This is a genomic window from Streptomyces coffeae, from assembly GCF_016741875.1.
GTDB classification, from domain to species: domain Bacteria; phylum Actinomycetota; class Actinomycetes; order Streptomycetales; family Streptomycetaceae; genus Streptomyces; species Streptomyces coffeae.
The window spans coordinates 206,752-227,960 of the sequence record NZ_JAERRF010000010.1 but is presented as its reverse complement, the minus strand read 5'-3'; the positions used below and the strand labels follow the sequence as shown (position 1 = coordinate 227,960).

Sequence of the window (21,209 nt, the reverse complement as noted above, 5' to 3'; positions counted from 1 at the left end):
ACCCTCCGCGGGGGCGGTCGCAAGTTTTTTTCCCGCGCGTTGAGCACATCGCGGGCGCCGTCCGTACGACAGGGAGAACCGTCCCCGTGCGAAGGGCATCTGTGATGAGAACAGCGGCATGGATCGCCGAACTGTTACCCCGGCGGACCGGGGTTCGCTCCGCCCCGGCCCGCCATACCCATCCGCCGCCGTCATCCTTCGGCGGTTGAACTCCTCGAGGACGGCCAGAGCCTGCCGCCAGGTGTCCAGGGCGAAGTCCCGCTCGCCCAGGGCGTACTGGCTGTCCCCTTATATGTGTGAGGGCGTGCCCTGTCCCCTATATAGGCATCAGCAGAAACGACAGAAGAAAGGAGGGCGGCGGGGCCGGTGGCGGCCCGCGCTGTCACCACCCCCTGACCTGGTGTGTCTCACCGTTCGGCACGGAGGTAGCCTGTGCCGCGCACATGCGGCCGCAAGGCCGGGCACAACGGTGAGGAGCGGCATATGGCCGGGGGCGAATCGCGCGGGACCGTCTCGGAGCGGAAACAGCGGGTGCGCCGCGAGCGGTTGGGGCGCTGCGCCCCTCTCTTCGACGGCCGGCCACAGGTGGAGATCTCCAACGTCAAGCTGCTGCCCGACGAGGCCATTCAGCTGGCCACCGCCTTCGGCTATCGCTATCTGCGCACCCGGGGCCACAAGGCGGTCCGGTACCGGATCTTCGTACCCGACCCCAATCCGGTGGCGCGCCAGGAGGCGTTGGCGCCCGGCACCCCCGTCGAGGTGGTCGCCCAGCACCCGGCGTTCCAGGGACTCAGCGCCCGGGCCGCCCGGAACCACGCCGAGATGATCCGGGGTGAGCGCAATCTCCTCAAGGTGATCCCGGTCCTCGTGGTCATGGTGTTCGGCATCGTCGTGATGGCGGTGCAGGCGGTGCGCTCCGATGCCGCTGTCCTGCTGGCGCCGATCGTCTTCTTCATCCTGCTGGTGACGGCGCTGCTGCTGATGCTCCGCAAGGGGCTGTGCACACAGCGCGAACTGGAGGAGCGAGCCACCCGGCTGTCCGGGCCTTCCTGACCCCGGGAGCGGGGCGGGGAGGGGCGAACGCCGTGTCCGTTTTCCGCCAGCGCCCCGGCCCGGACCGGAGCACAGTGGACACTGTGATGACGGAGGACGGTAAGTACGAGGCGGTGTGTGGCCGGGACGCGCGGTTCGACGGCGAGTTCTTCTTCGCTGTGGCCACGACCGGTATCTACTGTCGTCCGAGCTGTCCGGCGACCACGCCCCGGCGGAAGAACGTGCGGTTCTTCCCCACCGCGGCGGCGGCCCAGGGGGAGGGGTTCCGGGCGTGCCGTCGCTGCCGCCCGGACGCCGTGCCCGGTTCGGCCGCGTGGAACACCCGCGCCGATGTTGTCGGGCGCGCGATGCGGATGATCGGCGACGGGGTGGTGGACCGCGAGGGTGTGGCGGGGCTGGCCCACCGGTTGGGCTACAGCCCACGTCAGGTGCAACGGCAGCTCAACGCCGAACTGGGCGCCGGACCCATCGCCCTCGCCCGCGCCCAGCGCGCCCACACCGCCCGCATCCTCCTCCAGACCACGCAGATGCAGGCCGCGGAGATCGCGTTCGCCGCGGGGTTCGCCAGTGTGCGGCAGTTCAACGACACCATCAAGGAGATCTACGCCATCACCCCCACCGGGCTGCGCGACGCCCGGCCCGGCCGCTCCTCGCGCTTCGGCCCGGTCGCGCAGCGTTCGTTCTACGGCGGGGTGCCACTGCGGCTGGCCTATCGCGGACCGTATGCCGCGGCCGAGTTGTTCGACCAGCTCGCCCGTCACACCGTCCCCGGTGTGGAGGAGGTGATCGGCGAGCGCGGGTCGCGCACCTACCGGCGCACCCTGCGGCTGCCGCACGGCCATGGCATCGCCGAGGTCGACGAACGGCCCGGCGACGGCGGCTGGCTGGAGTGCCGGTTGTGCCTGGGGGAACTGCGCGATCTGACGACGGCCACCCAGCGGATGCGGCGGCTGTTCGACCTCGACGCCGATCCGTACGCGGTCGCCGAACACCTCGGCGCCGACCCGCTGCTGGCGCCGTTGGTAGCCGCTCGCCCCGGGCTTCGCTCCCCGGGCGCCGCCGATCCGCAGGAACTGGCCGTCCGCGCCGTCCTCGGCAGACGGCTCTCACCCGAGGAGGCACGGGCCAACGCTGCCGCGCTGGTCAGCGCGTACGGGCGGCCGCTGACGGCCCCGAGCGGCGGACTCACCCATCTGTTTCCCCGCGCCGCCACCCTGGCCGGTGCCCCGCTGGAGGAGATGGGCCTGCCCGGGCCACGGCGCAGGGCACTGCGCGCGCTGGCCACCGCACTCGCCGACGGCACCGTACCGCTGGACGCCGGGGCCGACCGGGACCAGGCGGAGAAGGAACTGCTCAACCTCGACGGCATCGGACCACGCACCGCCGGATACATCCGGATGCGTGCGCTGGGTGACCCCGATGTCCTGCTCCTCCCGTCCGGGACATCCGTAGCGCCGGAGACGGCCGCCGGCTGGCGGCCCTGGCGCTCGTATGCCACCCAGTATCTGTGGGCCGCCGCGGGCGCTTAGGATCCGCCGTGGGTCCTGCCGTGTGACGTGGTGTCCTCGATGGTGCCGCCGAACTGTTCGCGCACCTCCGTCATGTTCTTCCGCGGGGACGACGACACCACCCAGCGATCGCCGATCAGATACACCCCGCCGTACATCTGCGCCGTCTCCAGCCAGTCGCGTTGCCCCTTGGCCTTGACGAAGTCCAGGAGGAGGAACGTACCCCGGGAGTTCTTGCACACCGCTTGGCGGTAGTCGTCGACATCCACGGTGAACTTCGGCTTGCAGTCGACCGCCGAGGCCAGTTGCTCCACCGTCGCCGGTCTGGGAGTGGGTCTCGCCCCGGCGCTCGGCCGGTCCGCGCCACGCCGTCCGGTCTCCGCCGTGGCATCCCCCGCACCGCCGTCACCACCGCAGCCCGCGACGGTGAGCAGTCCGCAGACGGCCGCCACCACCGGGGTCAGACGTGGGCCGCGGCGAGGTGGGGTGCGTTCGGCGGTGCGGACCGGGTGCGGGGATGCGTCCATGAGGGGCCTCTCGTGACGTGTCCGGGTGGCGGCTGCACCTATGGATACGCACGCGTGGGACGGAGTGTTCACGGCCTCCGGCGGCGCCCGTCTCAAGCGGACGGCGCGATGTGCAAACCCTTGACAGCCAGGGCGGATGCTGGATTACTGGACCGCACTCTGATGTAAACCGAATGTTCGGTCGGGCCTCGAGGGCGGTGGAAAACAGGTGGCAGGCTCCAGACACGCGGCCGTCGGTCCGGTGGAGGAGATGTTCGCCGCGGACCAGGCGTCACGCGGACTGGGCATCGAGCTGCTGAAGACCGGGGACGGTTCGGCGGTGCTCCGGATGGCCGTGACAGCCTCGATGGTGAACGGACACGGGATCGCCCATGGCGGCTTTGTCTTCCTGCTCGCGGACACGGCGTTCGCCTGTGCGTGCAACAGTCACGGCCCGGTGACCCTCGCCGCCGGTGCCGACATCACCTTCGTCGCCCCCACCCGGGAGGGCGATGTGCTGGAGGCGACCGCCGAGGAGCGGACCCGGTACGGACGCAGCGGTGTCTACGACGTGACGGTGCGCCGCGGCGACGAGGTGATCGCGGAGTTCCGCGGGCGCAGCCGCACCCTCGGCCGCCGCGCCGCCGAAGCGGAGGAGAGATCGTGACCGGTACACCGCCACCTGAGGAACTGCTCGACGCCGCCGAGCGGATGAGCCGGGACGAGCTGAGGGACCTCCAACTGACGCGGCTGCGTGCCATCTTGCGTCATGCGTACGACCATGTGGAGCAGTACCGCAAGAAGTTCCGCGAGGCCGGAGTGGTCCCGGAGGACTGTCGCACCCTGGAGGACCTGGCCCGCTTCCCCTTCACCACCAAGGCCGATCTGCGGGACACCTATCCCTTCGGGATGTTCGCCGTGGACCAGAGCGAGGTGCGGCGCATCCACGCCTCCAGCGGCACCACCGGCAGACCCACCGTCGTGGGCTACACCGAGAACGACCTGTCGATATGGGCGGATGTGGTCGCCCGTTCGCTGCGCGCGGCGGGCGGCCGTCCCGGCCACAAGGTCCATGTCTCCTACGGCTACGGCCTGTTCACCGGCGGTCTCGGCGCCCACTACGGGGCCGAGCGGCTCGGCTGCACCGTCATTCCCGCCTCCGGTGGAATGACCGCGCGTCAGGTGCAGATCATCCAGGACTTCAAGCCCGAGATCATCATGATCACCCCCTCCTACATGCTCACGCTGCTCGATGAGTTCGAGCGCCAGGGCGTGGATCCGCGCACCACCTCCCTCCAGGTCGGTGTCTTCGGCGCCGAGCCGTGGACCGAGGAGATGCGCCGGGAGATCGAGAACCGCATGGACATCCACGCGGTGGACATATACGGGCTCTCCGAGGTGATCGGACCCGGGGTGGCACAGGAGTGCGTGGAGACCAAGGACGGTCTGCATGTATGGGAGGACCACTTCTACCCGGAGGTCGTCGACCCGCTCACCGACGAGGTGATGGCCGACGGCGAGGAGGGTGAACTCACCTTCACCACCCTCACCAAGGAGGCCCTGCCGGTCATCCGCTACCGCACCCGGGATCTGACCCGGCTGCTGCCCGGCACCGCACGCCCCGCGTTCCGCCGTATCCAGAAGATCACCGGCCGCTGCGACGACATGCTCATCGTGCGCGGGGTGAATGTCTTCCCCAGCCAGATCGAGGAGATCGTGCTGAGGGTTCCGGCGGTGGCGCCGCACTTCCAGGTGGAGCTGACCCGGTCCGGCCGGATGGACCGTATGACGGTCCGCGTCGAGGCCCGCCCGGGAGCCGACGGCGCGCAGCGCGAGGCCGCCGCGGCGCTGATCGCCCGGGGGATCAAGGACGGGGTGGGGATCACGGCCGAGGTGGCGGTGGTGGATCCGGAGACCCTGGAGCGCTCGGTGGGCAAGATCCGCCGGGTCAGGGACCTGCGCGAGGGGTGAGCCGGGTGGGGGACGAGGGGAGAGGCCGCCGGGCGCGAGGGGTGCGCGCCCGGCGGGCCGGTCCGGGGTGGGCGGTACCGTAGGAGAACGAATGTTCTCAGGTGAGGGTGGCCGTGATGGACCAGGAACCGATCAGGACCCGTGTGCTCGACGTCGCGGAGGGGCTGTTCTACGGCCGCGGGGTGCAGAGCGTGGGCATGGATGAGATCCGGACCGCCTCGCAGGTCTCCCTCAAACGCCTCTATCAGCTCTTCCCGTCCAAGGGTGAGCTGGTCGAGGCGTATCTGGAGCGGCGCGACATCCGGTGGCGGGAGGCGCTGGCCCGCCATGTGGAGGCGGAGGGGGACCCCGAGGCGCGTATCCTCGCCGTCTTCGACTGGCTGCACGGCTGGTTCACCGAACCGGACTTCCGGGGGTGCGGATTCATCAACTCCTTCGGTGAGCTGGGGGTCACCACCCCCGCGGTGGCAGACGCCGCCCGTGCGCACAAGGAGGCGTTCCGGGTCTATCTGGGGCGGCTGGTGGCCGATGCCGGACGGCCCGCCGCGCTCGCCGGGCAGCTGGCGCTGCTCGCCGAGGGGGCCATGACCACGGCCGCCATCTGCGGGTCGGCCGAGTCCGCGCGGCAGGCCCAGGACGCCGCGCGGGTCCTGCTGGAGGCGTCGGCCGGAGCCCCCGGACGGCCTCCCCAGGGGTGATCCCGGCTTCCCCGAAGTGATCTCGGCGGGCGGGAATGAAGGCGTGTAGTTCACTGTTCAACCAGATGTCTTCAGGGTCGGCTGTCCTGGCCGGCCGACCGCCGTCCGCGAAGGAGGAGAGCGTCATGCCCGCCGTGACCGTCGACAGCACACTGGAACTGCCCCGTGTCCCCACCCCCGATCCGCAGACCGCCCCGGCGCGCCCGGTCCGCTCGGTGACCGGCGCTCCGCAGGGGTTCGAGGGGGAGGGCTTCCCGGTGTACCGGGCCTTCGCGGGCGCCTCGCTGCGCGATCTCGACCCCTTTATCCATATGGACCAGATGGGCGAGGTCGACTACGCACCGGGTGAGCCCAAGGGCACCCCCTGGCATCCCCACCGCGGCTTCGAGACCGTCACCTACATGATCGACGGCGAGATGCAGCACCAGGACTCCAACGGCGGCGGTGGTCTGATCGCCGACGGCGCCACCCAGTGGATGACCGCCGGTGGCGGCATCCTGCACATCGAGACGCCGCCGGAGCACCTGGTGGTATCGGGCGGGCTGTTCCACGGCATCCAGTTGTGGGTGAACCTGCCGCGCGCCAACAAGTGGAATCCGCCGAAGTACCAGAGCATCGAGGGCCGCGAGGCCACGCTGCTGTCCTCGCCCGATGGCGGCGCCCTGGTGCGGGTCATCGCCGGGGAGATCGCGGGCCATCAGGGGCCGGGTGGCACCTTCACCCCGATCACCATGATCCATGCGACGCTCAGCCCCGGCGCCCGGCTCGATCTGCCCTGGCGTCCCGACTTCAACGCGCTGGTCTACGCCCTGTCCGGACGTGGCACCGTCGGTGCCGAGAACCGTCCGCTGGACGCGCATCAGCTCGCCGTCCTCGGGCAGGGCGGAGCCCTGAGCGTGGCCGCCACCGACCGTCCGGACACCCGCACCCCCCAGCTCGATGTGCTGATCCTCGGCGGGCGGCCGATCCGGGAGCCGGTCGCGCACTACGGACCCTTCGTGATGAACACCAAGGCGGAGATCGCCCAGGCCATCGACGACTTCCAGAGCGGCCGTCTCGGGGTCGTGCCCGCCGAGCGCATGCCGCACACCGCACCCGGAGAGGAGGACGCATGACCGCGTACATCCCCGAGGAGACCCTGGCCGAGCGCTGGGAGCGCGCCGGGCTCTTCTTCGAGGCGAAGGACTACGCCGAGGCCGCCCGCATCCTCGCCACCGTGGTCGAGGACGAGCCGGAGCAGATCGCCCCGCGGCTGCTGCTGGCCCGCGCCTACTACCACTCCGCCCAGCTGCGGCGCGCCGAGGAACAGCTGCGCGAGGTGATCGCCCGCGATCCGGTCGAGGCGTACGCCCATCTGATGCTCGGGCGCACTCTGCAACGCCAGGGGCGGGACCGGGAAGCGGCCGGTGCGCTGCGGGTGGCGGACGCGCTTCGCGGGGCGTTCGCCACGACCGCGGCGGACTGACCCGCCACACCCGTCCCCCGGCCGGGGGACGGGTGGTCAGCCGTGCAGGGGGAGTCGGGCACCGCACACGGTGGCCTGCGCCCGCGCGGCGAGCGTACGGCGGTCCTCCCTCCCCGGCGCGGGCAGCAGCGGCCGGTGGTTGCGCACCCGGATGGTCAGCCCGTCGGCGCGCAGCACCCGGCGCAGTGAGCTGCCGAAGTCGTCCTCGCCGACGAAGGCCGCCACCGTGGTCGGGGCGCCGTGCTGGAGGTACTCCAGGGCCACCGGGCGCACCGGAGCGCCCGCGTCGATCGCCGCCTGGAACGTCGCCCGCCGGAAGTGTCCTCCGGTCCCGGCACACCAGGTGATGCCCTGCGGGAAGACCACCAGCGAACGGCCGTCGCGCAGCAGCGCCGACATCTCCCGTACGGTGTCGGGCAGTTGGCGCAGACTGGCGCGGTCGATGAACATCGTCCCGGCCCGCTTCGCCAGCGGGCCGACCACCGGCCAGCCCCCCACCTCCCGCTTCGCCAACATGACCACCGGCTCGACGGCCAGCAGTGCCACGATGTCCAGCCAGGAAATGTGGTTGGCCACCACGAGGGTGCCGGTGGCGCCCGGTGCGCTGAGCGTGGCGTCGCCCGCCACCTCCAGCCGGATGCCCAGCGCGTTCAGCAGCTCCGCGGCACGGGAACGCAGTGTCTCCGGCTCGGCGATCCGCTCGCCCCGCACCAGCGCGCCGACCAGCGCCCGGCCGAAGGCGGCGGACCGCCGCAGGGTCCGCGTGGCGGGGACCCGGTCGGCGGCGTGGGCGACACAGTCCGGGTCGCACGGGGACCACGCGGCCCACGCGTGCGCCGGCGGATCCAGGGGGGCCGATACGGTCACGTGGTCTCGCCCAGGAAGTAGCGGCGGTAGCGGTCGTTCATCCGCTCGGTGTCCAGCAGGACGAAGAAGTCGGCGTCGTCGAAGCTCCGGTCGTGCTGTGGGGAGCCGCACATCCAGGCACCGACCCGCAGATAGCCGCGGAGCAGCGGCGGCAGTTCGGCGTAGCTCGGCTCGGCGTCCAGCGTCCGGGTCGGTATCCAGGGGTCGAGCGGATGCACCCGCAGCCCGGAGGGGGCGGCGTGCCGGGTGGTGCCCAGCAGCCAGGCGTTGGCCGCGGCCTGCCCGCCGTCGGCCAGCGGGACCGAGGCGCAGCCCGCGAGATAGCGGTGGCCGGACAGCAGGACATAGCGGGCCAGCCCGGCCCACATCAGATTGATCACCGCGCCCGAGCGGTGGTCGGGGTGCACACATGCCCGCCCCGCCTCGACCATGGAGGAACGGACCTCCTCGGGGAGGCCGCGCAGATCGAACTCGGTCTCCGAGTAGAGCCGTTCACTGCGGCCCGGAGGGAGCAGCCGGTAGGTGCCGACCACGGTGCCCGTCGTCGTGTCCGTGACGATCAGGTGGTCCATCAGGGCGTCGAACTCGTCCACGTCGCGCCCGGCGAAGGGTGAGGACAACCGGCCTCCCCTCTCCTCGCCGAACACCTGGTAGCGCAGCCGCTGCGCGGCGTGGATCTGCTCCTCGGTGTGGGCGATGGAGGTGACGTACGAGCTGGTGGACGCCGGTACCGGGGGCGTCGTGAGCACGGACATTCCTGTTCTCCTTCCGGGGAAGTCAGGAGCGGCGGGGATGGGGGAAGGGGGCGGGCGGGGAGAGATACCCGCACGCCGGCGCGGTGCGCGAAGAGCGGCGCACACCGCTTGCGTTCACCCCAGTCTTGCCGTGACGGCGAACGCCACAGTGTCCGCGTGGTGTTTCGGCGACTGCCAGCCGATGACAAACGCATGCCGTGGTGACACGGGCGATCGGCCCGGTGACACGGAGCGCCGAGAGGTGATGACGCGCCCCGGTGTCAGGGTGCGCCGGTGCCGTGCAGCGGGAAGCCGAGGGACTGGGCCGCGGTGGCGGGCGTGGGCTGGGACCAGTAGTCGGTGACGGCCTGCGCGGAGGACAGCGAGCGGGTCTCGGCACGGTCCAGATACAGCACACCGTCGACGTGGTCGGTCTCGTGCTGGACGATCCGGGCGGGCCAGCCGGTGAACTCCTCGTCCACCTCCCGCCCCGTCTCGTCCTGTCCGCGCAGCCGGATCCGCTCGGGGCGGCTGACCACCGCCTGCCAGCCGGGAACGCTCAGACACCCCTCGAAGAACGCCGCCCGGCCGTCGCCCACGGTTTCGTACGACGGGTTGACCAGGACGCGGTACGGCTGTGGCACCCGGCCGCGCGCCTCGCGTACCTCGGCTGTCACCTCCGCCGGATCCTCGATCACCGCGAGCCGCAGCGGTACGCCGATCTGCGGGGCGGCCAGGCCCACGCCGGGCGCGGCGTGCATGGTGTCCCGCATCGCCCGCAGCAGCCGGTCGAGCTGGTCCGTGGACAGCTGGCCCTCATAGGGCAGGGCCGGCTGCCGCAGGACGGGGACGCCCGCGGAGATGATCGGCAGCGGGTGGGTGCCGGAGAGCAGTTCGTCGACGAGTTCGGACAGGCTGGAGGTCGGCATGGGGGACAGCCTGGCAAGCCGATCAGGCCGCGGCAATCCATGGGACGGGGCGGCTGTGCGGAGTCGGGCGTGACGGTGTCCGCCCCCGGTGAACGGGATGCGGATGTGGTCCGTACTCACTCCTGAGCCGCCGGGGATCCCACGCCCCGAGGCTCACCCGGGTCCTCCCGACTCGGGACGCCGCCGCTCCGCGGTGCTTTCCCCGTTGTGCACGCGGGGCGGCGGCCCGCGTCCGGGAGGCGGAGGGAGGCGGTGCTCACGGGGCGGCCGTCTCCTGGGCGGCCGCCTCCCGGACATCGCTCAGATCGCGTACGTACGCCAGCCCGGGGCGCCGGCCGAGGGTGATCTCGCCGCCGGTGGGGACGAAGCCGGTGCGGGCGAGTACGGCGCGTGACCCGGCGTTGTCGAGCGTGGTCTCGGCGCGCAGCGCGGTCAGACCGTACTCGGTGGCGGCCAGCAGGCAGACCCGCCGGACGGCGCTGGTGGCGAGGCCCTGACGGGCGGCCCGCTCGGCGATCCGGTATCCCAGCTCCGCCGTGCCGTCGGCCACATCGACCAGATTGACCCGTCCCAGCACCTGGCCGTCGGCGTCCACGATCAGATGGAAGTGGTGGAGTCCGGCGTCCTGTTCGGCGAGCAGTTCGGAGTGGCGCGTGTCGAAGTCGGTGAAGTAGTCGTCACCCCGGTCGGAAATCGTCTGCGCGAAGTAGGCGCGGTTCTCCCGCTCGAAGGCGAGCAGGGCCGCGGCGTGATCGCGCCGGAGGCGCTGGAGTTCGGGCATGGCAGCACGGTACGCCGCGACCGGCCGGAACGATCACTGGTTTTCGCGGTCCGCGGATCCGGAGGTCCCGCTGCCGCCCCCTGTCCCGCCGTCGCGGTCGGCGCGGGCGGCCCGGTCCTCGACATCGGTCCGGTCGTCGAGGTCGGCCCGCGCCTCCGGGAGCAGGGCGCGGATATCGCTCGGCAGCACCCCGTACACCTTCTCCATCAGCTCCGGGTCCACGGCGGCGTCCAGCACTTCGAAGAAGGCGCTCGCCTCGCGCAGCGCCTCCTCCTCGGTGTGCTCGGTGCGCCAGGCGATCCGGCCCGCGAAACCGGTGAGGTCGAACCGCTCGCCGTGGTCGCGCCGGAAGGCCCGTTCCTCCGGCGAGCCCCGGTGGGAGGCGGTCACCCGGCGCATCGGTTCCGCCGCCTCGGTGGGCAACTGGGCCGCCAGATGGTCCGCGACCGAAGCGTCCGCCCCGGCCCCGATCGGCGCCGGCCGCCGGAGCCGGTCAGCCCTCCCGGTCCGGTTCGCGGGCGGCGATCAGCGGTCCCAGGACCCGGGTGCCCGGTCCGACATGCCCGCCGGGGCCGGGCAGCTGGGTGGTGTTCCCGGTCGTGAGGGGCTCGCCGCAGTGTGCGCATGCGCACACCGCCGTGGTGTCCTGGCCGCAGCTCAGATGGTGGATCCGAGCCGGGGGCCCGGCGGTGCCGGAGTACCAGCGGTCGCCCCAGTTCATGAGGGCCAGCAGCACCGGATACAGCTCTTCGCCCTTGGCGGTGGCGCGGTAGTGCTCGCGCGGCGGCCGTTCCTGGTAGCGCTCGCGGACCAGCACCTCCTCCTCGACCAGCCGGGACAGCCGGGCGGCCAGCACCTTGCGGGAGATGCCGAGGTCATGGGCGAGATCGTCGAAGCGGGTCACCCCGGTCAGCACATCCCGCATGATCAGCGCCGTCCATGCGTCGCCGAACAGATCGGTGGCGCGGGCGATCGAACAGGCCACCTCGCCGAGCGGAGTACGGGTCATGACACGAGCCTAGCCGAGGCCGAGTTCCCTGAGGGAACCGAAGATGCTAGGTTCCCTCAGGGAACTCGAAGCCCGGGGGGGAACGCCGGAGCGGGATCGGAGGGGGACGATGGCCGGTGCCCCGCGTATCGAGCTGGACTCACGGTCGCCGGAGACGGTCGACGGCCGTCAGATCCGGGCCGTCGCCTTCCAGGAAGCGCGGCTGGCGTATGTGCGCACAGCCCTCACGGGGGTGGGGCTGTGCGCGTCCGGAAGCCGGGCCCTGGTGGTGGGAAACGGTCGCGGGCTGCTGGCCCGCGGCCTCGCCGGGCTCGGCTTCGAGGTCGTGGCCGCCGATCCGTCCGCCACCGCCACCGAACTGGCCCGTGAGGCGAAGGGGCCCGACCGTCCCCGGATCGTCCATCTGACCGCGCCCGCCGAGGAACTCGGCCTCGTCGACGCCTCGTTCGACCTCGCCTACTACGCGGACACCTTCGAGATCACCTCCCGGCTCGACCGGGTGCTGGCGGAGGCCGCCCGGGTACTGCGGCCCGGCGGAGTGCTGGTCTACGACACCGTCAACCGCACCCCGCTGTCCCGGCTGATCTATCTCGGCGCCTTTCAGCGGTTCCCGATGACGCGCATCATGCCCGCCGGACGCTATGCGGCGGACCGGCTGCGCACCCCCGCCGAACTGGCCGCCGCACTGGACCGTTACGGACTGCGCCAGCAGGACGTCTGCGACTTCCGTCCGAAGGATCCGCGCCGTCTGGTGCGGGCCATCGTGGCGCGCCGCCGCGGCCGGATCACCGATGAGCAGATCCCGCGCCTGGTCGAGGTGGTGCTCGCCCCGGGCGCCCGGCCGCTGGTCACCTATCTCGGCTACGCCCGCAGGCGCTGACGCCACCTGCCGAACGGAGCGCGGTGCGGCCGCCGCGGCCGCACACTGGGCACTGTGGCGGAGAAGAGCACGGGGAAGAGCACCGAGAAGAGCACGGGGAAGCGTACGGAGCGGCGCACCGAGAAGCGCAGCGCCGGAATCCTGCTGTTCCACGGCACCGGACCGGCCACCGAGGTGCTGCTCGGCCATATGGGAGGCCCGTTCTGGGCCGCCAGGGACGAGCGGGCGTGGTCCGTGCCCAAAGGCGAGTACACCGAGGGGGAGACCCCCGAGGCCGCCGCGCGCCGGGAGTTCGAGGAGGAGCTCGGACTGCCGCCGCCCGACGGCGAGCTGCTGCCGCTCGGCTCGGTCCGGCAGACCGGCGGCAAGCTGGTGACGGTCTGGGCCTTGGCGGGCGAGCTCGATCCGGGGGAGGTCACGCCCGGCACCTTCACCATGGAGTGGCCCCGGGGATCCGGCCGGATGCGGGAGTTCCCCGAGCTCGACCGGGTGCGGTGGCTGGATCTGCCACGGGCCCGTACGAGGATCGTGGCCAAACAGGAGCTCTTCCTCGACCGGCTCGACGCGCTGCTCAACGGGGCGCCGCTACCGTGAAGAGGGAGTGCGGCATGCCACGACGCGCGCGCTGAAGCCGACGGAGGCACGGTGGGCATGGAGAGCGCGAGGAGTTCGGAGTACCTGCCCCGACTGCGGCTGGATGAGCTGCTGGAGGAGTTGCAGGTCCGCATCGACGCGGTGCGCGGCACCCAGGACCGGGTGCACAGCCTGCTGGAAGCCGTGCTCTCGGTCGGCCGTGAGCTGGATCTCTCCCATGTGCTGCGGCGGATCGTGGAGGCCGCGGTGGTCCTGGTGGACGCCGAGTACGGGGCGCTCGGCGTCATCGGCGAGGACCAGCGGCTCGCCGAGTTCCTGCCGGTCGGCGTCGACAAGGAGCGGATCGAGACGATCGGGCACCTGCCGTCCGGCCATGGCATCCTCGGCGAGCTGATCCGCCACCCCGAGCCGCTGCGGCTGGCCGAGCTGTCGGAGCACCCCGCCTCGTACGGGTTTCCGCCGGGCCATCCGCCGATGCACTCGTTCCTCGGGGTGCCCATCCGGGTGCGGGACGAGGTTTTCGGCAATCTCTATCTCACCGAGAAGCGCGGCGGGAAGGAGTTCGACGGGGAGGACGAGACCGTGCTGTCCACCCTCGCCGTGGCCGCGGGCGTGGCCATCGAGAACGCCCGGCTCTACGAGGAGGCCCGGCACCGCCAGCACTGGCTGGAGGCGAACGCGGAGGTCACCAACAGCCTGCTGTCGGGTGTGGACGAGACCAGCGTGCTGGAGCTGATCGTCGACCACGCCCGGCGGATCCTCTCCGCCGATCTCGGAGTGCTGATGCTGCCCGTGGCCGGAAGCGACGATCTCGAGGTCGCGCTCGCGGCGGGCACCGACGCCGAGACCCACCGGGGTCTGGTGCTGCCCTGCCGGGGCACCTTCGCCGGTGCCGCCTTCACCGCCTCCGAGCCGGTCACCAGCACCGACGTCAAGAACGATCCACGGATCACCGTGGGCCCCCAGCGCTGGGAAGGGCTCGGCCCGGCCGTCGCGGTGCCGATGCGCACCAGCGACGGAGTGGGCGGGGTGCTGTCGCTGGCCCGCTCGGCGTCCAGCGCCCCCTTCACCCAGATCGAGACCGATACCCTGCTCGGCTTCGCGGGCCAGGCGGCGATCGCCATGAAACTGGCCGAGCGGCGGCGCGACGCCGAACAGCTCGCCCTGCTCGAGGACCGCGACCGGATCGCCCGTGATCTGCACGACCTGGCCATCCAGCGGCTGTTCGCCGCGGGGATGACCCTCCAGAGCACCCTGCGGTTCGTCCAGCACCCGGAGGGCTCCGAGCGGCTGCTGCGGGTGGTGGACGACCTGGACGACACGATCAAGATCATTCGGTCCACGATCTTCGGGCTGCGGGCCCATGAGGCGGGCCCCGCCGTCCAGGGGCTGCGCGTCCGCACCGCCAAGACCATCGAGGAGGCCGTGCCCGCGCTCGGCTTCACCCCCTCGCTGCGCACCGAGGGCCTGGTCGACACGGATGTGCCGCGCCCCGTCGCGGACGACATGGTCGCGGTCCTCGCCGAGTCGCTGTCGAACACCGCCCGGCACGCGGAGGCGGACGCCGCGGAGATCTCCCTCGTCGTCGCCTCCGGGCGGCTGACCCTGACCGTCACCGACAACGGCGTCGGCATCCCGGAGGGCGGGCGCCGCAGCGGACTGCGCAATCTGACCGAACGTGCCGAGAAGTACGGCGGTGCACTGGTCCTCCAGGTGCCACCGGGCGGCGGGACCCGGCTGGTGTGGGGCGTACCACTGCGCAGCCCCTGAGCCCTCGGTGTAGGCCGGCCTCGGTGGTCAGCCGCTCAGATCGCCGGGTCGCCGTCCAGCACGTCATGGGCACCGCTGCGCGGAGTCGCCGGGGCCGCCGGCCCGTACCCCAGCCGGATCAGCATCTGCACATGGCCCGGTACCTGGCGGCCGTCGCTGAGCGCCCACCGCAGATCCGACCACTCCAGCGCCTGGTGCAGCAGCGAGGCCCGCACCGCGCGCGAGGTCGCCAGCAGCAGGACGTGCTCCAGCGCCTGCCCGGCCCGCAGCCAGTCCGCCCGGCGGTCGTGGCCGGTGGTCAGCACCGCGATCGTGGGACGGCTCTCGAACACCGCCGTGGGCTGCTGTCCGACGCCACGGAAGTCCCGCACCGGCATCCGCCGCGCGGTGTCCCGGGGGCCGATGGCCGCCGTGGGGATCCCGTACGGACCGCTTTCGCGGATCCACTCCCGGCTCTCCGCGGCCCGCCGCGGGTCATGGATGTTGCGCTGCTCGGCCTCGGCGGTCAGCCGCAGCAGATGGGAGGTCTCCTCCGGGCCCGCGAGATGCAGGGTGGCCCCGTCCTCGTGGGCGGCGTCGGCCAGTTGGTACACCAGCTGACGCGGCAGCCGGTGCGCCGAGTAGGGCATACGGCTGCTGTGCCGCCGCCAGATCACGTCGTACAGCTCGTCGTGTGCGCCGCGGGTCCGGTCGCGGGACGACGCGGTCAGCCGCACCGTGGCCAGCAGATCCGGCTGGGAGCGGTACGGCAGCAGCCGGACCACCGGCTCCCAGCCGAAGTGGGCCACGGCCACGCGCAGATTGAACACGGCGGCCCCGGCGGAGACGCTCAGGGCCCGTCCCATCGGGTCGGCGTGGCGCAGGGCGCGCTCCGGGGCGGCCCGCACCTCCAGCGTGACGGTGTCGGGGTTCAGCCGGTACCGCCACGGCTGGGTGTTGTGCATCGACGGAGCGGCCACGGCCGCGGAGATCAGTTTCTCCAGGATCGCCGCGTCGAGTGCTGCGGGCTGCATGGTGTTCTCCTCGCCGGTGGGCACGGGCGGTTCCCCGCGCAGTCAGCGTGCGGCTCCGGAAAGCGGGACGGGCAGGGGCCGTTGGTCCCCGGGGAGGGACCGGTTGGTACGCGTCGGCCCTCAGCGGTGGGGCGCACGGGGTGCCTGGGGCGCGGAGCGCGCCGGGTGGTCGTCGGGGGAGGTCGGGGAGGAGTGGGTCGCCAGCACCGCCGCCTGGATCCGGCGCTCGACGCCCAGCTTGGCCAGCAGCCGGGAGATGTGGTTCTTGACCGTCTTCTCGGAGAGGAACAGCCGCTTGCCGATCTGCCGGTTGGTCAGCCCCTCGCCGACCAGCGCCAGGATCTCCCGCTCCCGTGGCGACAGCCCGGCCAGCACCTCGTCCCTCGGTTCCTGCGGGGTGGTGTCCCCGCGCAGGGTGCTCATCAGCCGGGCGGTGGTCGCCGGGTCGAGCATCGACTGCCCGGAGGCGACCGTACGGACCGCGGAGACCAGGTCGGAGCCCTTGATCTGCTTGAGCACATAGCCCGCGGCCCCGGCCATGATCGCGTCCAGCAGGGCATCGTCGTCGTCGAACGAGGTGAGCATCAGACAGGCCAGATCCGGCATCCGGGAGCGCAGCTCACGACAGACCGTGATGCCGTCCCCATCCGGCAGCCGGACGTCCAGGATGGCCACGTCGGGCCGGAGCGCGGGGCCCCGCGCCAGCGCGTGGTCCACGGTCCCGGCGTCCCCGACCACCTCGATGTCGGGCTCGGCGTCCAGCAGATCGTGCAGCCCGCGCCGGACCACCTCGTGGTCGTCGAGCAGGAACACCCTGATGGGGTGCGATGTCGGCGGGGAATCCCGTGTCTCGGTCATGGCGCTCCTCGCACCGCTGGTCCGTGTCCGCCCGTTGTCCGTGTCCGCCCGGCCCGTGGGCCCGCCCGGCTCCCCTCGCTGAATCCCCGCCCCTCGCTGACGAGGGTGGCGCATCCGGCGAGGGCCGCACCAGGGCCGAACGGGCCCCCGCGGGGCCGCGACGGGACCGAAAGGCCCCCGGCACAGGGGTCTGCCCGGCCCTCGCCCCGGGCGCCCGCGCGTGCGACGGTCTCGGCATGGGCACGAACGTGCGGGGGCGGTGGCTGTGGCGCTGGCGGCGCAGTCCGCTCAGACGCCGCTCCGACGTGGCCGAGGCATGGGTGGTGCTGGTGACCGCCCTGGTGATGGCGGTCGGCGGCCCGGCCGCGGGCGTCATCGCGGGCAGCGCCGTGGACGAGGCGCTGCGGCAGGAGCGTGCCGAGCGGTTCCGGGTGCCCGCGGTGCTGCTGGAACACGCTCCCGCCGTGCCGCCCACGAGCGACGGCACCGACACCGACCAGGTGCGCGCCCCCGTACGGTGGACCGCTCCCGACGGCGCCGTACAGACCGGTTCCGCCCTGGTCCACGAGGGGCGGCGGGCCGGTACGACCACGCCGGTGTGGGTCGACGGCCGAGGCCGTCTTGTCCCCGCCCCGCCCACCGCGGAGCAGGTCGCGACCCGGGCCTCGCTGGCCGGTGCGTCGGCGGCGGCGGGTGTGGCCGCCGTGGCGCTGACCGGGCGCGGTGTGGTGCGGTGGCGGCTGGACCGCAGCCGGGCCCGGGAGTGGGAGCGTGCCTGGGCCGAGGTGGAGCCGCGCTGGAGCCGCCACCTGTGAGACCACCGGATGACGTCTCCCGTACCGGGTTCCGTACCGGGTGATGGTGTCCCGTACCGGGTGACGGTGGCTCTACGACCGGTGTGCCGCGGGCGGAGCCGTCGTCAGCTGGTTGTCGAAGTCCACGACGCCCTCGACCGCCCGGATCAGCCGGGCAGCCGCCGGAATGAGAACGGCGTCCCGGATCCGTCCGGTGAGGGTGACCACGCCCTCGCTCACACTGACCTGGACCGTCTGCCCCGGGGCCGGGAAGAGATGGGTCACCACCTCGTTGCGTACCTCCTCCGCGATGTCCTCGTCCGGCCGCAGAAAGACCTTCAGCAGATCGGCGCGGCTGACGATGCCCTCCAGACGGCCCTCCTCGTCGACCACCGGCAGCCGCTTGACGCGCTTGTGCGTCATGATGCGCGCGGCCTCGGCCAGCGTCGCGCTCGCGCGCACCGTGATGGCGGGGGACGTCATCAGCTCCTCGGCGGTCACCGCGCCCGCCTTGGCCACCTCCGGCAGATCGCGCAGCTGGGGTATCCGGGCCGGATCGCTGTCCCGGAACTCCTCCTTGGGCAGCAGATCCGCCTCGGAGACCACACCGACGACCCGGCCCTCGCCCTCCAGCACCGGCAGCGCGCTGACCCGCCACTGCTCCAGCGTTCTGACGATCTCCTTGAACGGCGCCTCGCGGCCGACGGCCACCACCGTATGCGTCATCACATCACTGACGATGTGCGAGGTCCGTTGCACAGGTTTTCCTCCGTTCAGCCTCCGGTCAGCCCCTCGGCTCCCCCGCCCTTCAGCCGTCGAAAGCGGCGCTGTAGGGCCCGTAGAGGTCCAGCAGCCGGCTGCGGGTCGACCGCAGCCGCCGCCCGACGACACCCGCGACATACGTGGCCAGTGCGCTGCCCAGCACCGGGTCCTCACGGCACAGCGCACGCACCGTGGCCGCGTCGAACTCCTCGGCGCGCACCAGGCTGACGGCCTCCGCGCCCAGATGCCACCGGCACGGCGGGATCAGCCATGACCAGCCCAGCAGATCGCCGGGGCCGAGCGTGTCCACGGTGGGTGCCTGCCGCCCCGGCACATGCACATCCAGGGCCACTCCGCCGCTGCTGATGATCCAGAAACGGTCGGCCAGCCCCCCTTCCTCGAAGATGCGGGTGCCCATCGGGAAGGACACCTCGTGGGCGAGTCGGACGAACTGGTCGCGGTGGTCCGGCGGTACGGCGGCCACCACCCCGTTTCTGGTGATCATCGAGGGCCCCTTCTCCACAGATGCAACAGGTCATGGGTGGCGGGCATCGGCGTCGCCGACGCCATCACGTCCATCGTGCGGGTGTGCCACCGGCGTGAGGCAGGGGCCGAGCGGCCCCCGACCTGGTCCGCTCGGCTCCGGGGCCCGGCCGGTCGGCTCCTTGGCCCGGCCTGCCGGCCTCGTGGTCCCCCGGGAGTAGCCGGTGCTCGATCTGGTGGCGCACCCGGCCCGCCAGCCGGGCCAGCGGCGCCGAGGTCGCCGCACGGGGCGGCATGGGTTCCCGGAGGCGGCGCGCCTGGGGCGGCAGCCCGGCCAGATCGGCGGCGAGGCGTTCACGCGCCCGGCCCAGGGTGTCGGGCTCCCCGGTCCGCCGACCGCCCCGCATCACCGTCTCCAGCAGCGGGGTGCCACCGCGCGGCGGCAGTTCGTCCTGCTCGCCGATCACATCGGCGAAGCCCGGCCGCCGCCACACCTGCTTGGCGCCGGGGGCCGTGACCTTCGCCGAGGACAGCTTCATCACCGGCCGCCCATCGTAGGCGACCAGCTTGTACGCCGAGTCGAGATACGCCGAGTCGGCCGAGACCCCGACCCGGGTGCCCACGGCGAACACATCGATCGGCGCCCCCGCGCGCACCAGGTCCTGCACGGCGTACTCGTCCAGACCGCCACTGGCCACGATCCCCACCTGCGGCAGCCCCGCATCGTCGAGGATCCGCCGCGCCAGCACCGCGAGCGCGCCGAGGTCGCCGCTGTCCAGACGGATGGCGCAGCCGGTCCCCAGGCCCAGATCGCGCAGCACCCGCGCGGCGGTGGCCACACCCGTCTGGGTGTCGTAGGTGTCGACCAGGAAGGTCACCGGACCGGGGTGGGTGCGGGCGAACGCCCGGAACGCGGTCTCCTCGTCCGCGAACGCCTCGATGTACGAATGCGCCATCGTGCCGCTGGCCGCGATCCCGTACGTGGTGGCGGCCTCGACGTTGCTCGTCCCCACGAACCCGGCCAGCGCGCCCAGCCGTGCCGCCTGCATCCCGGCCTGCGGGCCGTGGGTGCGGCGCAGCGAGAAGTCCACCACCGGGCGGCCGTCGGCGGCCATCACACACCGCACGGCCTTGGAGGCGATGGTGGTCTGGTGGCTGAGCTGCCCCAGCAGATACGTCTCGACCAGCTGGGCCTGCGGCAGCGGCGCCGTCAGCTCCAGCAGCGGTTCCCCGGCCAGCACGACCCGGCCCTCGGGCACCGCCCGCACCTCGCCCTCGAATCCCAGGCCCAGCAGGGGTTCCAGATCGTCGTAGGAGCGGTGCAGCGCGGTGGCGAACGCCTCGACGTCGTCCGGCCCGACCCGGAAGCCGGACAGATAGTCCAACGCCGGTTCCAGACCCGCGGCGACCAGGAAGCCGCGCTCGGGCGGGAGGTCGCGGACGTACAGATCGAAGGTGGCCGGGGCGGTCATACCCTCCCTCAGGTACGACAGGGCCATGGTCGCCTCGTAGAGATCGGTGGTCATCGCGTTCGACATCGTCGTTGTCTCCCTGTCTCCCTCTGTCTCCCTTGTGCTCTCCTCAACTCCTCGTCCGCCGGGGCGCGTTGACCGGCGTCCCCCGTCCGCGTCAGCCGGACGGCACCACCGCCACCGGACACGGTGCGTGGTGCACGGCGGCGTGTGTCACGGAGCCCACCCGCGGTACGGCACCGTGCTCGTCACGGCCCAGCACGAGCAGCCCGGAGTCCGCGGCGGCGCGCACCACGGCGCGCCCCGGGCGCTCCGCGGTGATGTCCTCGGCCACCGGCACCCCCGGGTACTTCTCCCGCCACGGCCGCAGCGCCGCGCCGACCGCCGCGGCGGCGTCGGCGTCCGCCCGCCGGGCGCCCGCGTGCACCGCGCGCAGTGCACCGCCGCGCCGTGCGGCCTCGTCGAAGGCGAACGCGAGCACCTCGTCGTACGGCCGCCGCAGCCCCAGGCCCACGGTCACGTCCGGGCTCCGGCCGGCGTCGTCCGCGTGCACCAGCACCATCGGCCGCACACCGCGGGCGAGGAGCTGCCGTCCGGTGGAACCGAGCAGATAGGCGGTGAGGGTGCCGCGTCCGCGCGAGCCGAGCACCAGCATCTCGGCGTCGGCGCACGCGGCCAGCAGCGCGGTCACCGCGTCCCGCGGCAGCAGCTCGGCGGTGACGTTCAGCCCCGGATGCGCGTGACGCAACTCCTGCACCGTGTCGCTCAGCAGACGCCGCGCCCAGTAGTTCTGGTCCATCCCGCGCGGGAGGTGCTCCTCGGACAGCACGCCCGTGTCCGTGGGCGCGAGCAGGACCCAGGCGTGCACCAGCCGCAGCGGCAGATCACGCAGCAGCGCCTCATGTGCCGCCCAGTGAGCGGCGTGCGGACTCTCGGGAAAACCGTCGATGCCGACGGTGATGGGCGGTCGCACGACCGTCACCTCCATAGATCTCGTCCGGCTGTGTGGAGTTGGTGTTCCGTTGTGCCGCGGACCGTGGTGTACGGCCGCGGGCCGGTGTG

Annotated in this window: 24 protein-coding genes; 11 read left to right on the top strand and 13 right to left on the bottom strand. The window is 72.4% G+C overall.

All coding sequences use genetic code 11. From position 1 onward, the window contains the following. The first annotated feature begins 432 nt into the window (after positions 1 to 432). Both JK363_RS19645 and JK363_RS19640 read left to right on the top strand, forming a co-directional pair. Positions 433 to 1,053 carry a hypothetical protein gene (locus JK363_RS19645; RefSeq protein WP_307821791.1) on the top strand — a complete coding sequence of 207 codons (621 nt, stop codon included), beginning with the start codon at positions 433 to 435 and terminating at the stop codon, positions 1,051 to 1,053. Between the two features lie 86 nt (positions 1,054 to 1,139). After that, positions 1,140 to 2,582, top strand: a complete 1,443-nt coding sequence (locus JK363_RS19640; RefSeq protein WP_201876231.1) for an AlkA N-terminal domain-containing protein — start codon at positions 1,140 to 1,142, stop codon at positions 2,580 to 2,582. Here JK363_RS19640 and JK363_RS19635 read toward each other — a convergent pair. Then, positions 2,579 to 3,088 (bottom strand): hypothetical protein, encoded by a 510-nt coding sequence (locus JK363_RS19635; RefSeq protein ID WP_201876230.1) that lies wholly within the window; start codon positions 3,086 to 3,088, stop codon positions 2,579 to 2,581. The genes JK363_RS19640 and JK363_RS19635 overlap by 4 nt on opposite strands. 250 nt (positions 3,089 to 3,338) lie before the next feature. Between JK363_RS19635 and paaI the strand changes: the two genes are divergently transcribed. From paaI to JK363_RS19610, 5 genes are all read left to right on the top strand, one after another. After that, positions 3,339 to 3,734 carry a hydroxyphenylacetyl-CoA thioesterase PaaI gene (gene paaI / locus JK363_RS19630; protein ID WP_201876338.1) on the top strand — a complete coding sequence of 132 codons (396 nt, stop codon included), beginning with the start codon at positions 3,339 to 3,341 and terminating at the stop codon, positions 3,732 to 3,734. 44 nt (positions 3,735 to 3,778) lie between these two features. Then, complete coding sequence (gene paaK / locus JK363_RS19625) at positions 3,779 to 5,038, top strand: phenylacetate--CoA ligase PaaK (RefSeq protein WP_201876337.1); 1,260 nt, start codon at positions 3,779 to 3,781, stop codon at positions 5,036 to 5,038. A gap of 116 nt (positions 5,039 to 5,154) precedes the next feature. Next, the gene (locus JK363_RS19620) at positions 5,155 to 5,736 is read left to right on the top strand and encodes a TetR/AcrR family transcriptional regulator (RefSeq protein WP_201876229.1); all 582 of its coding nucleotides are present in this window, start codon (positions 5,155 to 5,157) and stop codon (positions 5,734 to 5,736) included. Positions 5,737 to 5,861: 125 nt separating this feature from the next. Then, positions 5,862 to 6,851: a pirin family protein gene (locus JK363_RS19615; protein ID WP_201876228.1), complete on the top strand. Its 990-nt coding sequence runs from the start codon at positions 5,862 to 5,864 to the stop codon at positions 6,849 to 6,851. Beyond that, on the top strand, positions 6,848 to 7,201 hold the full coding sequence (locus tag JK363_RS19610; protein ID WP_201876227.1) for a tetratricopeptide repeat protein: 354 nt from the start codon (positions 6,848 to 6,850) through the stop codon (positions 7,199 to 7,201). Before JK363_RS19615 ends, JK363_RS19610 begins: the two co-directional genes overlap by 4 nt. A gap of 36 nt (positions 7,202 to 7,237) precedes the next feature. Here JK363_RS19610 and JK363_RS19605 read toward each other — a convergent pair whose 3' ends face one another. The 6 genes from JK363_RS19605 to JK363_RS19580 form a co-directional block, all read right to left on the bottom strand. Further along, the gene (locus JK363_RS19605; protein WP_201876226.1) at positions 7,238 to 8,068 is read right to left on the bottom strand and encodes a lysophospholipid acyltransferase family protein; all 831 of its coding nucleotides are present in this window, start codon (positions 8,066 to 8,068) and stop codon (positions 7,238 to 7,240) included. Continuing rightward, positions 8,065 to 8,823, bottom strand: a complete 759-nt coding sequence (locus tag JK363_RS19600; protein WP_201876225.1) for a GNAT family N-acetyltransferase — start codon at positions 8,821 to 8,823, stop codon at positions 8,065 to 8,067. Before JK363_RS19600 ends, JK363_RS19605 begins: the two co-directional genes overlap by 4 nt. A 260-nt stretch (positions 8,824 to 9,083) precedes the next feature. Further along, positions 9,084 to 9,731 (bottom strand): peptide deformylase, encoded by a 648-nt coding sequence (def, locus tag JK363_RS19595; RefSeq protein WP_201876224.1) that lies wholly within the window; start codon positions 9,729 to 9,731, stop codon positions 9,084 to 9,086. A 256-nt stretch (positions 9,732 to 9,987) separates the two neighbouring features. After that, positions 9,988 to 10,512, bottom strand: coding sequence for a GNAT family N-acetyltransferase (locus tag JK363_RS19590; protein WP_201876223.1), 525 nt, complete (start codon positions 10,510 to 10,512; stop codon positions 9,988 to 9,990). Positions 10,513 to 10,545: 33 nt separating this feature from the next. Next, positions 10,546 to 10,911 carry a DUF2267 domain-containing protein gene (locus tag JK363_RS19585; RefSeq protein WP_236075940.1) on the bottom strand — a complete coding sequence of 122 codons (366 nt, stop codon included), beginning with the start codon at positions 10,909 to 10,911 and terminating at the stop codon, positions 10,546 to 10,548. Between the two features lie 94 nt (positions 10,912 to 11,005). Further along, positions 11,006 to 11,521, bottom strand: a complete 516-nt coding sequence (locus JK363_RS19580; RefSeq protein ID WP_201876222.1) for a winged helix-turn-helix transcriptional regulator — start codon at positions 11,519 to 11,521, stop codon at positions 11,006 to 11,008. A 109-nt stretch (positions 11,522 to 11,630) separates the two neighbouring features. On the opposite strand from JK363_RS19580, the gene JK363_RS19575 reads away from it, so the two are divergent. Genes JK363_RS19575 through JK363_RS19565 form a run of 3 tightly spaced genes read left to right on the top strand, consistent with a single transcriptional unit; the run spans position 11,631 to position 14,765 of the window. After that, a complete protein-coding gene (locus tag JK363_RS19575) occupies positions 11,631 to 12,401 on the top strand; it encodes a methyltransferase domain-containing protein (RefSeq protein ID WP_201876221.1) in 771 nt (256 codons plus the stop codon). Between the two features lie 54 nt (positions 12,402 to 12,455). Continuing rightward, a complete protein-coding gene (locus tag JK363_RS19570; protein WP_201876220.1) occupies positions 12,456 to 12,995 on the top strand; it encodes an NUDIX hydrolase in 540 nt (179 codons plus the stop codon). 57 nt (positions 12,996 to 13,052) lie between these two features. After that, positions 13,053 to 14,765, top strand: coding sequence for a sensor histidine kinase (locus tag JK363_RS19565; RefSeq protein ID WP_201876219.1), 1,713 nt, complete (start codon positions 13,053 to 13,055; stop codon positions 14,763 to 14,765). Positions 14,766 to 14,800: 35 nt separating this feature from the next. Here JK363_RS19565 and JK363_RS19560 read toward each other — a convergent pair whose 3' ends face one another. Next, positions 14,801 to 15,778, bottom strand: coding sequence for an Acg family FMN-binding oxidoreductase (locus tag JK363_RS19560; protein ID WP_201876218.1), 978 nt, complete (start codon positions 15,776 to 15,778; stop codon positions 14,801 to 14,803). Between the two features lie 120 nt (positions 15,779 to 15,898). After that, on the bottom strand, positions 15,899 to 16,636 hold the full coding sequence (locus JK363_RS19555) for a response regulator (RefSeq protein WP_236075939.1): 738 nt from the start codon (positions 16,634 to 16,636) through the stop codon (positions 15,899 to 15,901). Between the two features lie 236 nt (positions 16,637 to 16,872). On the opposite strand from JK363_RS19555, the gene JK363_RS19550 reads away from it, so the two are divergent. Then, positions 16,873 to 17,451 carry an Rv1733c family protein gene (locus tag JK363_RS19550; RefSeq protein WP_201876217.1) on the top strand — a complete coding sequence of 193 codons (579 nt, stop codon included), beginning with the start codon at positions 16,873 to 16,875 and terminating at the stop codon, positions 17,449 to 17,451. Between the two features lie 72 nt (positions 17,452 to 17,523). Here JK363_RS19550 and JK363_RS19545 read toward each other — a convergent pair whose 3' ends face one another. The 4 genes from JK363_RS19545 to JK363_RS19530 form a co-directional block, all read right to left on the bottom strand. Next, on the bottom strand, positions 17,524 to 18,189 hold the full coding sequence (locus tag JK363_RS19545) for a CBS domain-containing protein (protein WP_201876216.1): 666 nt from the start codon (positions 18,187 to 18,189) through the stop codon (positions 17,524 to 17,526). Positions 18,190 to 18,238: 49 nt separating this feature from the next. Continuing rightward, the gene (locus JK363_RS19540; RefSeq protein ID WP_201876215.1) at positions 18,239 to 18,697 is read right to left on the bottom strand and encodes a cyclic nucleotide-binding domain-containing protein; all 459 of its coding nucleotides are present in this window, start codon (positions 18,695 to 18,697) and stop codon (positions 18,239 to 18,241) included. A 64-nt stretch (positions 18,698 to 18,761) separates the two neighbouring features. Beyond that, positions 18,762 to 20,213 carry a nicotinate phosphoribosyltransferase gene (locus JK363_RS19535; RefSeq protein WP_201876214.1) on the bottom strand — a complete coding sequence of 484 codons (1,452 nt, stop codon included), beginning with the start codon at positions 20,211 to 20,213 and terminating at the stop codon, positions 18,762 to 18,764. Positions 20,214 to 20,304: 91 nt separating this feature from the next. Further along, positions 20,305 to 21,120: a universal stress protein gene (locus JK363_RS19530; protein ID WP_201876213.1), complete on the bottom strand. Its 816-nt coding sequence runs from the start codon at positions 21,118 to 21,120 to the stop codon at positions 20,305 to 20,307. Positions 21,121 to 21,209 lie beyond the last annotated feature (89 nt).

Coding starts and splice junctions, on each gene's coding strand:
- JK363_RS19600 (WP_201876225.1), bottom strand. CDS start 8,823: ATGTCCGTGCTCACGACGCCCCCGGTACCGGCGTCCACCAGCTCGTAC.
- JK363_RS19585 (WP_236075940.1), bottom strand. CDS start 10,911: ATGCGCCGGGTGACCGCCTCCCACCGGGGCTCGCCGGAGGAACGGGCC.
- JK363_RS19565 (WP_201876219.1), top strand. CDS start 13,053: ATGGAGAGCGCGAGGAGTTCGGAGTACCTGCCCCGACTGCGGCTGGAT.
- def (WP_201876224.1), bottom strand. CDS start 9,731: ATGCCGACCTCCAGCCTGTCCGAACTCGTCGACGAACTGCTCTCCGGC.
- JK363_RS19550 (WP_201876217.1), top strand. CDS start 16,873: ATGGGCACGAACGTGCGGGGGCGGTGGCTGTGGCGCTGGCGGCGCAGT.
- JK363_RS19540 (WP_201876215.1), bottom strand. CDS start 18,697: ATGATCACCAGAAACGGGGTGGTGGCCGCCGTACCGCCGGACCACCGC.
- JK363_RS19535 (WP_201876214.1), bottom strand. CDS start 20,213: ATGTCGAACGCGATGACCACCGATCTCTACGAGGCGACCATGGCCCTG.
- JK363_RS19555 (WP_236075939.1), bottom strand. CDS start 16,636: ATGACCGAGACACGGGATTCCCCGCCGACATCGCACCCCATCAGGGTG.
- JK363_RS19610 (WP_201876227.1), top strand. CDS start 6,848: ATGACCGCGTACATCCCCGAGGAGACCCTGGCCGAGCGCTGGGAGCGC.
- paaI (WP_201876338.1), top strand. CDS start 3,339: ATGTTCGCCGCGGACCAGGCGTCACGCGGACTGGGCATCGAGCTGCTG.
- JK363_RS19620 (WP_201876229.1), top strand. CDS start 5,155: ATGGACCAGGAACCGATCAGGACCCGTGTGCTCGACGTCGCGGAGGGG.
- JK363_RS19635 (WP_201876230.1), bottom strand. CDS start 3,088: ATGGACGCATCCCCGCACCCGGTCCGCACCGCCGAACGCACCCCACCT.
- JK363_RS19640 (WP_201876231.1), top strand. CDS start 1,140: ATGACGGAGGACGGTAAGTACGAGGCGGTGTGTGGCCGGGACGCGCGG.
- JK363_RS19590 (WP_201876223.1), bottom strand. CDS start 10,512: ATGCCCGAACTCCAGCGCCTCCGGCGCGATCACGCCGCGGCCCTGCTC.
- JK363_RS19615 (WP_201876228.1), top strand. CDS start 5,862: ATGCCCGCCGTGACCGTCGACAGCACACTGGAACTGCCCCGTGTCCCC.
- JK363_RS19580 (WP_201876222.1), bottom strand. CDS start 11,521: ATGACCCGTACTCCGCTCGGCGAGGTGGCCTGTTCGATCGCCCGCGCC.
- paaK (WP_201876337.1), top strand. CDS start 3,779: ATGAGCCGGGACGAGCTGAGGGACCTCCAACTGACGCGGCTGCGTGCC.
- JK363_RS19560 (WP_201876218.1), bottom strand. CDS start 15,778: ATGCAGCCCGCAGCACTCGACGCGGCGATCCTGGAGAAACTGATCTCC.
- JK363_RS19575 (WP_201876221.1), top strand. CDS start 11,631: ATGGCCGGTGCCCCGCGTATCGAGCTGGACTCACGGTCGCCGGAGACG.